General features: G+C 36.8%; 12 protein-coding genes. 9 read left to right on the top strand and 3 right to left on the bottom strand.

The genetic code is table 11. The features are described 5' to 3' along the window. Positions 1-10: 10 nt before the first annotated feature. On the top strand, positions 11-2,059 hold the full coding sequence (locus LEP1GSC195_RS11985) for a serine hydrolase domain-containing protein (protein ID WP_015682611.1): 2,049 nt from the start codon (positions 11-13) through the stop codon (positions 2,057-2,059). A gap of 44 nt (positions 2,060-2,103) precedes the next feature. Beyond that, positions 2,104-2,439 (top strand): STAS domain-containing protein, encoded by a 336-nt coding sequence (locus tag LEP1GSC195_RS11990; protein ID WP_084597408.1) that lies wholly within the window; start codon positions 2,104-2,106, stop codon positions 2,437-2,439. A gap of 1 nt (position 2,440) precedes the next feature. On the opposite strand, the gene LEP1GSC195_RS11995 is transcribed toward LEP1GSC195_RS11990, so the two are convergent. Further along, a complete protein-coding gene (locus LEP1GSC195_RS11995) occupies positions 2,441-4,837 on the bottom strand; it encodes a SpoIIE family protein phosphatase (protein WP_040506683.1) in 2,397 nt (798 codons plus the stop codon). A gap of 84 nt (positions 4,838-4,921) precedes the next feature. On the opposite strand from LEP1GSC195_RS11995, the gene pgsB reads away from it, so the two are divergent. The 5 genes from pgsB to LEP1GSC195_RS12020 are packed head-to-tail and all read left to right on the top strand — an operon-like array spanning position 4,922 to position 8,496. Next, on the top strand, positions 4,922-6,118 hold the full coding sequence (gene pgsB, locus LEP1GSC195_RS12000) for a poly-gamma-glutamate synthase PgsB (RefSeq protein WP_015682359.1): 1,197 nt from the start codon (positions 4,922-4,924) through the stop codon (positions 6,116-6,118). Beyond that, entirely contained in the window at positions 6,111-6,575 is a 465-nt protein-coding gene (pgsC, locus tag LEP1GSC195_RS12005) for a poly-gamma-glutamate biosynthesis protein PgsC (protein WP_002990825.1), read from the top strand. The genes pgsB and pgsC overlap by 8 nt, the downstream gene beginning before the upstream one ends. Continuing rightward, positions 6,575-7,705: a poly-gamma-glutamate system protein gene (pgsW, locus tag LEP1GSC195_RS12010; protein ID WP_015680633.1), complete on the top strand. Its 1,131-nt coding sequence runs from the start codon at positions 6,575-6,577 to the stop codon at positions 7,703-7,705. The genes pgsC and pgsW overlap by 1 nt, the downstream gene beginning before the upstream one ends. A gap of 6 nt (positions 7,706-7,711) precedes the next feature. Further along, complete coding sequence (locus LEP1GSC195_RS12015; RefSeq protein ID WP_015681134.1) at positions 7,712-7,900, top strand: hypothetical protein; 189 nt, start codon at positions 7,712-7,714, stop codon at positions 7,898-7,900. 53 nt (positions 7,901-7,953) lie between these two features. Beyond that, complete coding sequence (locus LEP1GSC195_RS12020) at positions 7,954-8,496, top strand: LIC_12238 family plasminogen-binding lipoprotein (RefSeq protein WP_015682491.1); 543 nt, start codon at positions 7,954-7,956, stop codon at positions 8,494-8,496. On the opposite strand, the gene LEP1GSC195_RS12025 is transcribed toward LEP1GSC195_RS12020, so the two are convergent. After that, positions 8,480-10,525 carry a hypothetical protein gene (locus LEP1GSC195_RS12025; RefSeq protein ID WP_015681829.1) on the bottom strand — a complete coding sequence of 682 codons (2,046 nt, stop codon included), beginning with the start codon at positions 10,523-10,525 and terminating at the stop codon, positions 8,480-8,482. The two genes, LEP1GSC195_RS12020 and LEP1GSC195_RS12025, sit on opposite strands and share 17 nt — an antisense overlap. A gap of 160 nt (positions 10,526-10,685) precedes the next feature. On the opposite strand from LEP1GSC195_RS12025, the gene LEP1GSC195_RS12030 reads away from it, so the two are divergent. Next, positions 10,686-11,354, top strand: coding sequence for a hypothetical protein (locus tag LEP1GSC195_RS12030; protein ID WP_015682095.1), 669 nt, complete (start codon positions 10,686-10,688; stop codon positions 11,352-11,354). A gap of 74 nt (positions 11,355-11,428) precedes the next feature. Next, complete coding sequence (locus LEP1GSC195_RS12035) at positions 11,429-13,885, top strand: hybrid sensor histidine kinase/response regulator (RefSeq protein ID WP_015682186.1); 2,457 nt, start codon at positions 11,429-11,431, stop codon at positions 13,883-13,885. A gap of 46 nt (positions 13,886-13,931) precedes the next feature. Here the strand turns inward: LEP1GSC195_RS12035 and LEP1GSC195_RS12040 are convergent, their stop codons facing one another. Further along, positions 13,932-14,252, bottom strand: a complete 321-nt coding sequence (locus LEP1GSC195_RS12040) for a hypothetical protein (RefSeq protein ID WP_015681582.1) — start codon at positions 14,250-14,252, stop codon at positions 13,932-13,934.

A 14,252-nucleotide genomic window follows, 5' to 3' on the forward strand; every position in this document is an offset into this window, starting at 1 on the left:
AAAAATAATTATGCATTTCCGGATTATCATTGGGCTTCTTTTCAGTTTATTCATTATTAACTGTACGGAGTCCGGAATTGGTTCTTTTTCTGAAGAAACAAAAGAAAAAATCAGAAAGAAAATCAAACAAGAAGGTTTCCAGGGTGTTGTACTTATCTCTCAAGATGATAACATCCTCTTTCGAGAATCCAATTATGCAGGCAAAAAAAGAAAAAGATACCAACTTTACAAGAAACATAATTTCCCGTTAGGTGAATCAACGAAAACATTTACTTCCTTTGCGATCCACATATTGGAAGAAGAAAAAAAAATCTCTTTAACTGATCCGGTTTCAAAACATCTAAAATGGTTTCCCTATCCAAAGGTCACGATAGGTCACTTGTTACGCCATACGTCAGGATTACCGAAAATTATTGAGTTTCTTCCTAACTTTGATACGGAAAAATCCCGTTTAAAACGCGAGGATATCAAACGACTTTTTTTGGAGTCCAAACTAAAACCTGCCTTCCCTCCCGGAGAGTATTGGAAGTATAGCAGATTCGACTATCTTTTGTTATCCTATATCATAGAAAAAGTATCAGGAACTTCTTATTCCAATTATCTAAAAGATAAGATTTTTACTCCTCTTGGCTTTCAAAACACAACCGTAGATTCAAATGAAGTTTTAATTGGTAATAGCGGAATTCTATCTACACCGGAAGACCTTTCTCTTTTTAGTTTAGAACTTAAAAAACCGAAACTAATCTCCAAACTATCTCGAGATACAATCATCACAAAAACTATTTTGTCCGACTCTATATCCGAAGATCCAATTGCATTTGGAGAAGGAGTGTTTGTTGGGGATTATTTTTATTGGACTTACGGCAAAGAAAAGGGAATTTCTAATTTTGTTTATCATGACTTAAAAAGTAGAATCTTCATCACAATAGTTAGCCCCTATGGAAGCAGTAAAGGCGACTTATCTTCTGTCAAATCGGCCCTTACAGAAATTATTTTTGATGCTAAAAAATTAAACCTTAAAAAGAAATCTAATCTTTCAAACGAAGTATACATTGAAGATTTAATGAAGGAAGAAAAAGTTCCTTCCCTTGGAATTGCTGTTTTCAGAAATTATGGATTAAGTTGGAAAAAAATGTATGGAACAAAATCCCAACATACACTTTTCCGTGCAGGTTCTCTTTCTAAAACAATGACAGCGACCGCAACACTACGATTAGTTGAATCAGGACAAATAGATTTATATTCGAACTGGATCGGAAAACTAAAACAATATAAAGTATCTGTGCCGAAAGGAAAAAGGAGATCCGTTGTCAATCTCGACTTAATCCTTTCTCACACAAGTGGGCTTACTGAAAAGGGAAATTGGGACGATCCCATCAACTCTGGAAAAAAACACTTACGAGAGTTAAAGGATACAAACACAACCAAAGGGAACGGCTTAAAACTATATTACAAACCGGGAACCAAATCTAGATATTCCGGTGGTGGTTACAGCATCGTACAAGAGATCCTAACTGAACGAACGGGAAAATCATTTCATAATCTTATGTCTGAAGTGGTATTCGAACCCTTACAGATGACAAGGAGTACATTTCGCCAAAATCTTTCGATCAATGACGATCGTTGTGATGGATATGATGAACTAGGAAATATACTTCCACAGAAAACCTTTGTCACACCGGAACTTTCCTCTGGCGGACTTTGGACAACACCAGAAGAAGTAGGCCTTTTATTTTCTGAAGTGGCAAAAGCAAAACAAGGGAAATCAAATTTTCTTTCGAAAGAATCAGCAGAGTATTTACTTTCACCCAAAATGAGTGCCGCAAACCTTACCGTTCATGCATTGGTAGCTCATGGATTCTTCCTAAACCGCACTGGTAAAACGGAATATTTTTTCCATGGTGGCCACACAAAGGGACATAAGTCACTGGCCCTTTTCAATACAGAAAAAGGGTATGGAGTGGTCATTATGACTAATTCGGAAAACGGCTCCAAACTGATTTGGCGGATCCTCAGATCCATTTCAGTCGAAGAAAAATGGGATAAGTTCGTCAATTAATCTATTGACCAATTCCCCAAATTAGCTATTCTCAAACCGGTTCAATGGAATATACAGAATCTAAATTCAACGGCATTGTTGTTCTGAAATTATTCGGCAACTTAGATATGTTAAATGCCGGCATTCTTAAAGAACGTATCAAAGAATCTGCGTCCCAAGAAGAACATCGGTTTATCTTTGATTTGGAAGGAGTTAGCTTTATTGATTCTTCTGGATTTGGGCTCATCATGTCTCTCAACGATAAACTATCAGAGTTAGGTGGAGGATTGCGGATCGTCAACGTATCCAAAACCATCAGGCAAATCTTTCGTATCTCAAAAATTTCTTCCGTCATTCAAATATTTGAAAGTACGGAAGAAGCAATCGATTCCTTTAAATAACTTAACTGACCGAAGTAGTCACCATTTTCTTCCAAAAGTTTTTTAACTTCTGAACCTTTGGGTTTTCTGGAGCCATTTCTTGCAAAGCAAGTAGAACTTCTTTCGAACGTTCAATGTCCCTTCGATGCATTAGGATTTCTGCAAGCAACAGGAGGTTATTGAAATTTTTAGGATCTCGAAACCGAAGCCTTTCTGCAAAATCTGTTGCCAATACAAAGTCTCTTCTTTGTTTATGTGCATACGCAATATAGAACAAAAAGTCAGTATCTCCCGGATTTAATTGTAAGTAACGATTAGCAAGTTCAATCGCCTTTTCATAATCCTTGGATTTCATATACAATTTAGATAATTCTCTTAGACAATAGAGATCATCAGGTTCCGAATCCAATGCTAATTCTAAAGCAAAGATGGCATTGTTCCATTCTCCATCGCGATAGGATTGAATCCCTTCTCCCAACATCTGATAGTAAACATTTGGCTTTGTAGATTCTTTAGCAGCATAAGCGACTTCTTCTAAAAATGCAATCCGCATCAAACTCAAATCATCGGTTAGATCCCCAAATTGTAACATGACCTTACAGATTTGGTTTAAGTCGCCAGCACCTTCAGAGACATGTCTTAAAAAAATTGTTTCGTCATCATTGATCACTCGGTTTCCACCAGATTGGCCAACAAATAAATCGTCTCGCCCATCCGATCCCAAAATCAAAACATCGCCAGGACGCAAAGGATAAATTTGAATCACCACTTCGTCCCCACTCATCTCGGTAAAACCAATCTTTCTTAAAGAATGTTCATTCTCAAGAAAACTTGCATTCCCATCTCGATACAATACAATCCAAGGATGTTCTGCATTGATGTAATATAAAGTTCCCGTTTCCTCATCAACTAACCCTAGTATAGCGGAAAGTAACATGTGACCATCGAAACTAATAAAGACGTTATGAACTTCCTGAAAACATTCCTTTAACCATCTTTCGGGATGCCTATCTTGCATATAACGTAGTTTTTGCGTTCTTGTAATAATGGATTTTAATACTGTTCCCATAACAAGAGCACCACCTGCCCCCTGGATAGACTTACCCATGGCATCTGCGTTTAAGAAGACAGTATATTTTTTACCCATCAAATAAATCGAATCAGAAACAGAAAGGTCTCCACCAATTTCCGATTGTTTGTTTCTGAATTTGAATTGTTTCATTTGCCGTTCAAAAATTTTAACAGAAACCGTTTCTGATTTAGAAAATGATCCGCGCAATGGTTTAATAAGAAGTGATGTTAAGAAGTAATCTCCATCTTGTTTGTCTTGAAGTTTTTGCATCTCAGAAAGAGTTTCATTCAGTTCTCTGGTTCTTAAGTTTACCATTTCTTCTAAATGATTTTGGTGTTCTGCCAACTCTTCTTTCATTCCCACAAAAACTCTTCCCATCTGGCCAATTTCATCACTTCTGTGCGTAGGCAAAGTTTCAGGTTTCCACTGGTCCAAATCAACCATTGCTGTTGTGAGGAGTTTAATTGCCTCAACCATATCCCTTGAAAACAAAAAGGATATAAGAAAGATTACACCGCATAATACCAATGAGGCGACCACAAAAAAAGACCAAATTCTCCATGTTTTGGATTCCACTTCGTTTTCATCAATCATCACATGGAATACTAATTGTTTTACCGATTGGGAGTTGCCGGCATAAGGAATTTTAACCAGATAATACGGTTTGTCTTGAAAATGAAACCGTTGTTCCTCCATTAACAAACTGGGATTTTCATTCATCACCAAACGAATCATATCCGAACCGATGGTTTTGACTTTTCCTTCTTGAAAGATTGCTAGATGGATCCTGTTATCTTTAGAAATGGTCTTTGTAAAATTATCATCTACAACTTGACCAATAAGTAAGGTCCCTCGACCAAAAAGTGGTGCTGCCAATCGAAATCCGAGCCCACTATGTCCATCCTCCAAAGCAGCTGTTGACTCTCCGTTTAATGCATTTCGAATGATGGGTTGGTTTTTTTTATCATCTCCAAAGTCTTTCGGACGATGTACACGAAACAAAACCTTTCCTTGGTTGTCTCCAATTTCAAAAATAGAAAGGCCGTATCTTTTTAAAATTTGTTGTAAATAAGGAAGTTCTTTCGATAAAACCGAACGATCCGCAAGGCCTCTTTCTAAAATTCCTCGAGTTTGCGAGTTAAATGTGATTTCTTCTAATAATAAACGCAGTTTTTCTTCTTTAAATTCCAGTTCTCTTTGAAAATTTCGGGAAAGATCCTCGGCCCTCTGCGTTTGGGGTATATTTTTAACCGACTGCAAAAGATAGGCGAAGCTAGTTGTGAGAGCAATTACAAGAAGAATTTGACTCACACTCAATATTAATAAGAATTTGTAACGTATGCTCATAGAAAACTACGTGAATCTTCTCAGTTTTGAGTTACAATCAAATGACATTCCCTTGAAGGAAATGTATCATCCCGAAAAATTCAGATGAAACCAAACGCTTTTCTCTTTTTCCTCATCATCCTTATTTTAATAGTTTATTATACTTTTGAATATTTCCTGCACAATCGTACCTTAAAAAAGTTCAAACACAGAATCCACGTTAACGGAACTAGAGGCAAATCAAGTGTAACAAGACTTATACGGGCGGGACTTTCTGCCACAGGAATGTCGGTTTTTGCAAAAACCACGGGAAGTATGGCCCGAATGATTTTTCCTGACGGATCCGAAGAGTCAATCTCTCGATTTGGAAAACCGTCTATTTTAGAACAAATTAAAATTCTAAAAAAGGCGGAACGAATGGGAGCCGAAATTGTCGTTTTAGAATGTATGGCCTTAGAACCTCGTTACCAGTGGGCCAGTGAAGGACAAATTTTAAAATCAGACATTGGGGTGATTACAAACATTAGAGAAGATCATTTGGAAGTAATGGGACCCGATTTAGTTGATGTCGCCAAATCGTTATTATCTGCTTGCCCAGTGAAAGGAACACTCATCGTCGGGCCAACGGAATTTGAATCATTCATCCTTGAAGTCTGTGAGGATCGAAAATCGAAAGCAATTTTAATCCAAGAAGAATTGGTACAAACCATTACCGATGAAGAAATGGCAAAGTTTACTTATTGGGAACACAAAGAGAATGTATGTCTGGCACTTCAGGTCTGCGAATCACTCGGAGTGGATCGAACAAAAGCACTGGAAGCCATGTGGAAAGTAAATCCAGATCCAGGCGCACTCTCCGTCTCTCCCATTCATTTTTTTGGAAAAGAATTTATCTATGCAAATGCGATGGCAGCAAACGATCCCAATAGTACAAAACTGATTTGGTCATCCGTCATTGAAAGGTATCCACAATACAATAAACGTTTCATCTTATTTCATACAAGAGATGATAGACCAGAACGAAGCCGACAATTGGCCAAAGAATTTGCCAACTGGGAAGGATACGAAGCTGTCATTTTAATTGGTTCTTCCACTTCTCTTGCGTTTAAATACCTAAAGGCTTATTCCAAAAAAGACATTCCTATCTTTGTATGGGAGCATTTAAGTTTAGATGGAATTTTTGAATCTTTACTTTCTATTCTACCAAAACAATCTATGGTTTTTGGGATTGGAAATATTGTGGGACTCGGAATGGATTTATCTTTATACCTGAAAAACAGGTCGGAACAAACGAATGAATGAAATTCTTCCACTTTCTATCGGACTGAGTCTTGTTGTTAGTTTAGTCTTTTCAGAATTGTTCGGTATTCTTGGAACTGGACTCGTTGTACCAGGATATTTAGCTCTATCGTTAAATAATCCCAAGAACATTGCGCTTACATTTCTTATTGCATTACTTTCCTATATTTGTGTAGAACTTTTATCTAATTTTTTACTTATTTTTGGGAAAAGAAAAATCGTCTTTATCTTGTTATTCGGTTATTTTTTCGGATACTTACTGAACTACCAAATCCTTCCTGATATAGATATTTCTTATCTTTCAGAAGTTAGAGGAATCGGATTTATCATTCCAGGTCTTATCGCTGTTTGGTATGAAAGACAGGGTGTATTAGAAACAACATCTGTTCTCATCCTTGCAGCAATATTTGTAAAAATTCTTCTGATTTTCATCTTGGGTACAGAGTTAGAAACATTATGATGACTAAAATTTATTGGTCGCCGTGGAAACACTCCCGGATCGCACTCTTTCTATTAGCAATTTTGGGAATCTTAGGTCTCTTGTTAATTGAAACTTGTAAGGTAAAAAAAGAACAATCCTATTTCAAAAAAAAACTCCATGCGGCAAAACTTGCCGAACGTGGATTCCAAATTCTAAAACCCGAACTTCTAAAACATAAAAAACCAGATTATAAAGAATTAGATCCAACTAATTCTGGGTTCATCGGAGAATTCCTAACACCCGTTACAAGTAACAGTGGTTCCCTATCAGCAAAACAAACGTCCATCAATCCAAACTTCGCCGCCGTTATGATCCAATTCCTAAAAAAAGCAAAACTGGAAGAAGGTGACACGGTGGCAGTGGCCGTATCAGGATCGTTTCCTGCACTCAATATCTGTTTATTTGCAGCACTAGATACCTTAAAACTCAAACCCATCATTATCTCCAGCGCTTCCGCATCACAATTCGGTGCAAATCATCCACAAATGCTTTGGCTGGATATGGAAAGAGAACTTGTAGAATCAGGAATTTTTTCGTTTAAGTCTAGTTATGCGTCCCTTGGAGGAATTCAAGACAAAGCTATGGGAATTTCCAAAGAAGGTAAAGACCTTCTAGCTCGTGCTTTACAAAGAAATCATATAAAACTATTAGATCCCCTACACTTTGACGACTCCATTGAAAAACGAATGAAATTGTATGATGAATTATCAGGAGGAAAACCAATCAAACTATTTGTGAATGTGGGTGGCGGCACAACCATCCTTGGAACTAACTTAGGCAAACAAGTCTTCAAAAATGGACTCATTACCGACTTACCGGAAGAAGTTCATGTTCCCAATTCCGTAATCAAATCCTTCTTAGAACGTGAAGTTCCTGTGATCAACTTCATCCAAATTGAATCCCTCGCTAGGAAATTTGGTCTACCTCAAACTCCCAAAAAAGTTCCGAAACCAGGAGAAGGTCGGGTTTTTTATTCAGAAGAATACAGTCCCTTACTCTATCTTTCCGTTTTCCTTTTTCTCCTAGTCGGATTGTATGGTGTTACGAGGCTCGGTTGGGGCGAAAACCAGGAAGACCGCCACCTTCCCAAATCCCTTCGGGCCCGGTGAGGTGTTATGGCAAAAATCATTGTCCTTTCAATTCTTCTTTTTTTGATCCTACGTTGGGTGAGCCGTATCCTGATTTTGCCGGCTAAAATTGCCGAAGAACTGGGAAACAGACAAAGGGAGGGACATCCCAAAAATCCAGAATGGACAAAATCCAAGGAGAAGGATATCTCGGACCGCGGAAAAATTATAGATTAAAGTCTCGATTTCCTTCCAGGCGAATTTGAAATTCTGTCGAAAATCAAACTAAGATGAGACAGAATTCGGTGGTTAGTCCCCTCATTCGGAATTTTTCCAAATATATTTTTCCATTCCTACCTATCTTTTTTACACTCACCCTTATTCAATGTGGAGTTCCCAAAGGTGAGTTTGGTTGGACTACTACAAAGATGGAAGAAATGGATATTTTAGAAAAACACATTCAAACCATCACAGACTATAAAATGATGCGGGATGATCTTATCTTTTCGCCCACCGATACCATTCACTACGTTTACCAGTTTTCAAGAAGTCCCGGTTTGGAAACCGACTTCTATATCTCACTCAATCGTTATGAACTAGACTTTGTGGAAATTGATATCAAAAAGAAACGAGTGGAACCAGATTCCCTTGCGATCAGAGATGAATTTTCACTATTACGAACCGGTGAGTATTTGATTAAAATTGTTCATGAAGGGGACACTGTGGATGAGGTGAAATTTCGTGTTTTACCTGACGAGGGTTATACGCAAGAGAACCTAGAACAAGAATTAGCTGGTGACCAAACTGACGAAATTATCAAATACTCTCGCTAATTGGTGGTTGTATATTTCCTGTTTCTAAAATTCTCCTAACTCGTTCTAATTCTTTTAGAGCCATTCGAATGTCGGTTTCTCCACCTTCTTTGATGATTAGTTCATAGAACTCTTTTGCTTTCACAAAGTCTCTCGATTCTTCAGCCAACACACCCGATCGGAATAAAATCTTAATCAATGGAATTTTATTTCTTTTGGTTTCTAATACACGAATGACCGCTTCCTGGTCTTCAATTTTTAAATCAATCAATCGGTATTGCGAAAGAATTTCATCAAGGGTTGTCACCATCAGATCTTTTTTCAAATTCTGTTTTTTCTCGATCAAATCTTTCAGTTCTTTTTCAGCTAAAATCATTTTCTCGTCTAAACGCTTCCACTGAGCGAAAGAAATATTAAGTTTATTACGTTCTAATTCATTCCGTTTGTGTTTTTTATCTTTTTTACTCAGATAATAATAGGCAATGGATTCAAGTTCCGTAAGCCCAGTATCCGTATCTAAGGAAGGATTCCAGTCCTTACTATTTCTTTCTAACCAATATTCTAAAAAAGGAGCTGCACGATCGGGGTCCCCAATTTGTGAATTAAAAAAAACTCCAACTTCATAAGAAACTCTAGTTTTATCAGTAGAATCAGGAGATAAGTTAAAAAACTTTTCATAATACTGGCCAGCAATGATATTACGTTTTAAGTCTGCATTAATAGTAGCCAAACGAAGATTAGATTTGATGATTCTTTCTTGTTCTTCTTGTGATGGGGTTTTTACTTTTAAAAGTTCAACCAAACCCTTTTCGTAAAAGTCTGCGGCTCTTTCTTTTTTTCCATCTTGCCTGTACTGTTCTGCTATATCGGTAAGTACCAAAGGATTTTCATTCCACAACCGGTAAGCTCTTTCCAAAATCAGTTCGTAAGCAAAAAAATCTGTATTCCTTTTATAATCAAATAAAACATAAATCCCTTTCCCCGCAGTACCAAGTTTATTAACAATCTTCAGGCGTTCCTTGTTATCATCTTCTAATTTCCTAACCACATTCGCAAATGCATAGAGGTCACCCGATTCCACTTGTTTTCGTTTGTTGAGATAGGCCAAATATCGCTGGTTCACAGATTCATCATACTTCTGTTTCGTTTGTTTTCTATTTTCTTCCGCAAGCCGAACTTCTTCTTTCCAAAGTTTCGATTGGGGAATTAAATCTGATAAACTTTTTCCTTCTCGGATCCAGTTACTTTCTTTGAGATGAATTTCATCTTTCTTTTTTTTTAGTTTTTGTTCAGACTGTTTCCATTCATCAAACAAACGATCATGTTCTTTTGCGGAAGCCGCATCATATCCCAATACATCTTCTTTTTGCCATTCTCCATTTCGAAATCCTTCTTCCGTCATTTCTAAAGGATGGTATCGAAACGCAGCGAGATAATGGCGTAAGGCAGGTGCATACTTATCCGACTCAACATACAACCGAGCAAGCCTTATGTGTAATTGGTATAATAATGGTGAATCTCGAACTATATAAGTTTCAGAATTTTTATGAGTACTTTGCCATAACAAAAGACGGATATCATTCATTTCCGTTCGAGAGTTATAAACATTTCCTTTCTCTCGATCTTCCCAAATTCGTTTTTCTTCAATGAACTGACTATAATATCGTTTGAGAAGACCTTCCGCCTCACGGATCTTAGTTTCTAAACTTTTTGGCCCTGTATCTACGACAGAAGTCTCACCAGGTGTATCGGCTCCTGGCGCTACGGGAACATCCTGAGCATTCGGATCTACAGGTTTTGGCTCTTCCCGAAGGGCAATTCCCGAATCTTCATCAATCGGAATTCTTTTTTCTGAATCCAATGTTTGGATTTCTTCTGTGGATATTACCTGTAAAGGAGATAGATAAAGTCCAGACAATGAGTTTCGCCTGTCCTCTTCACCAGCCCAGATACCCCCGAAGCCGCTGAACAAAGAGAACAAAACAACCAGATTGCAGAACCCCTCCAGCTTCCATAGAAAGCCACTTTCCATCTTCTCTCGCTCGTCCATTCCCAAATTTTCCAGGGTCCTATCCTGCTTCATAAGTTCGCTTAAGTTCCCTAATTTTAAGTATCGGCGAAAAATCAAAATCCAACAACCAAAAGGGGTTGTATAATTCGAATGACTGGCGTTCACTGTAAGGCAATCCATCAGTAGATCTGGATCTCTTATGTCAAAAAACATCGTCGAACGGTATCTTGTCCTAAAAAATAAATATCGAAATTATGATACCAAATATGCCCTTAAAAGGATGCAGGCGTTTCGACTCGCTACCCAGGAATTGTCACGCAAAGGATATGAAGTTGCTTTAGAACTTTTGGGATCCATCAACTTTGGGATTGTTGATCCAACTTCCGATGTTGATTGTATTTTGCTTTTGGAATGTGATTTACACAAAGACCAAAGTTGTTGCCCAGATCATTGTACAAATTTGTCTTTTGTAAAAGCGGAAATCTCTAAATTTGTTTCCAAACGATTGGCTCCAGAAACGTTTAACATTGATTATTTGGATACAATCAATTTGAAATACGTGGAAGAAAAAATTAGAACTGAATCCGTTCTTGGGGATGAGACATTATATTGTTTATTATTTTATAGAAATATCGGAAGGCCTGTCAATCGCCCACTGTTTATTCCCTTTTGTGATCAACTGGAAGAAAACCACGACTTCGTAAAAGAAATTATGTCTTGGGCCGCTGAAGCATTGGAAGGGTATCTCAATACCAACCAACACAGAATGTCCTTCAACAAATACAACGAAAGAATCAGAGCTCGGGGTTTGAGTCTTCCGGAAGGTTTACAACAGGAGTTACAAGCCTATATGGAAGGAAAAACTTAAATAGAGAAAAACATATTTAAAACCACTCCGAATATTATTGTTTACCATAAATCTTGAATCGTTAATTTTCTAACATGCTGACAAGAATTTGGACAGAAAAAGGCAGGTTGTTTCCATACTTACTTTCAAACATTCTCCTTTTTATTTTTGTCACCATTGCTTTTCTCTTCTATACTGCTAGTGAACGAAACATCGATGAGGCGGAAGAAAATCGATACCAATCCTTACGAATCGCAAATGAACTCAGACAATCTTCAGACCAACTCACAAACTTAGTAAGATTGTATGTAATCCAAAGAGATATAAAGTATAAAAAATATTTCCAAACGATTTTAGACATTCGTAATGGGGATCGCCCAAGGCCAAAAAATTATGGTTATGCGTATTGGGATTTTGTCATTGCAAATAAACTCCCCCCTCCCTCTGAAGAAGGGGAACGAATCAGTATTTATGAATTAATGAGAAATGCAAACTTTCTCGAATCTGATTTTTTATTACTTTCAGAATCTAAAATTAAATCTGATGAGTTAACAAAAATTGAGTTCGAAGCTATGTCCATTGTTGAAAGAGACATGAAGACCGGATCCAAACCAGATCCACGTGCGATCAATTTATTATTTGATGATAACTATCTGCGTGCCAAAGCAGAGATCATGAAACCAATCAATGATTTATATTATCAACTAAACGATCGAACAACGAAAGCAATCGCAGATGCAAAAAGAAATGTTTTGATTCTAAAAACAATACTCATTGTCGCAAGTTTATTTTTTGCAATAAGTTTATTCCTCACTCATAGATCACTCATTGCAATCATTGGAGGCAGTGTCGATGAAGCATTCCGTAGGATATCCCTCTTAGGAGAAGGAATTTTCTCCGGTGAGATCCATCCAATGACATACAAAAAATCCATATTAAATAGTTTAAATATTACACAAAAGAGACTTCAGGAATTATACAAGGAAGGGGAATCCACAAAACAAAGATTAATCGAAAGTGAATCAAAACTTCGAAATATTTTAGACAATGTATCAGCATGTATTTATTTAAAAGATATAAGTGGCAGATACCTATTCGCAAACCAAGAAGTATGTAATCTTTTTGGAGTACCTTTAGAAAAAATTCTAAACCAAACAGATGATAAATTTCTAGAGGAAGGAACTGCAAAAAATATCATAGAAAATGATAGATCAGTTCTACTGGAAGGAAAAACACTCCATGCAGAGGAAGAAATCAACAATCGTTCCGATGGAAAAACATATTCGTTTCTTACTGTAAAAATCCCTTTAAGAAATCAAACAGGAGAGATTTATGCACTTTGTGGTATTTCCACAGATATTGGATTAACAAAAGAAATTCAAAAAGAACTAGAAAGAGCAAAAAATTCCGCCGAAATTGCAAACCGAGCGAAGTCGGAATTTTTAGCATCCATGAGTCATGAAATTCGAACACCTCTAAACGGAGTGATTGGACTCACACAAATCCTTTTTAAAACAAACTTAGATGCTGAACAAGAATCTCTTGTAAAGTCCATAGCATCTGCTGGAAAATCCTTGTTAATCATTCTAAATGATATTCTTGATTTTTCAAAAATGGAAGCAGGAAAGATGAATATCGAAAAAGTCAAGTTCGATATCCGTGATACAGTAACCGAAATCTTTGATCTATTATCCATCGAATCCAATTCAAAATCCATTCAGTTAAAACTTGAGATTGATCCGAACGTTCCACAATTTATTGATTCCGATCCAAGCAGAATTCGCCAAATCATTTTCAATTTACTTGGAAATGCCATTAAATTTACAGAAAAAGGTTTTGTTATACTTCGTCTTAAAAAAGAAAAGGAATGGATTCGGATTGAGGTAGAAGATACAGGAATAGGTATCACTAACGAAAATATTCAATTCATTTTCCATAAGTTTTCACAAGCAGATGCATCTACGTCACGTAAATACGGAGGAACGGGACTGGGTCTTGCCATTTCAGAACGTTTAGTATCTTTACTCGGTGGAACAATCGGAGTGAATAGCCAACTAAACAAAGGAAGTTTGTTTTGGTGTAACTTACCTTATGAAAACCAAGAATCGCCTAACAAAGACAAAACATTTTTGCAACGATCATTAGAATCAAATTCCGATGAATCTATGTTTACAAACCAGAAGTTTTTGATCGTTGAGGATAATGTATTAAATCAAAAGGTCATTGGTGGGTTATTAAGAAAATACAATATAAATTTTGATGTAGCAGAAAATGGAGAGGTTGCGGTGAATCTCTTTCAACAAAACAAATACGATCTGATACTTATGGACTGCGAAATGCCGGTGATGGACGGATTTGAAGCCACATTAAAAATCAGGGAACTGGAAAAAACAAAACCAGGCAAAACAATTATTTTAGCCGTTACAGCTCATGTCCTTACCGAACATAAAGAAAAATGTTTTGAAGTAGGTATGGATGGATTTATAGGAAAACCCTTTTACATTGAAAATTTATTAAATACTTACAACGAAATTCTTAAGAAACAGAAATAACCATAATCAAATAAATAATAAAAAACTTAGTACCATTTAGATTCTATTATTTCCCATTGGTTACGTGTTCGATTTTTCCATCACCATAACATTTGGTAACTTCAGCAATGATCACTTGATACCCCTCATACCATTTAGAATATTGGGACTTTGCCAAGGTATGATCAGAAAAAGTCTTCAGCGATTCGAGGCCAAGGTATGTTTGAAAATAATAAACAACCGCCATAGTCCCCTTTTCTAAATTGACCCAACTATCCTTTCCCAAATATTCTGGGTGACTTTCTACATACGATTCAATTGAAGAATCCAAAGTTTCGAATTCTGAATCAGATTTTTTTTGTTTAAAGATAAAAGTCGCACTAATCAT

The sequence above is a fragment of the Leptospira wolbachii serovar Codice str. CDC genome (assembly GCF_000332515.2).
Classification (GTDB): domain Bacteria; phylum Spirochaetota; class Leptospiria; order Leptospirales; family Leptospiraceae; genus Leptospira_A; species Leptospira_A wolbachii.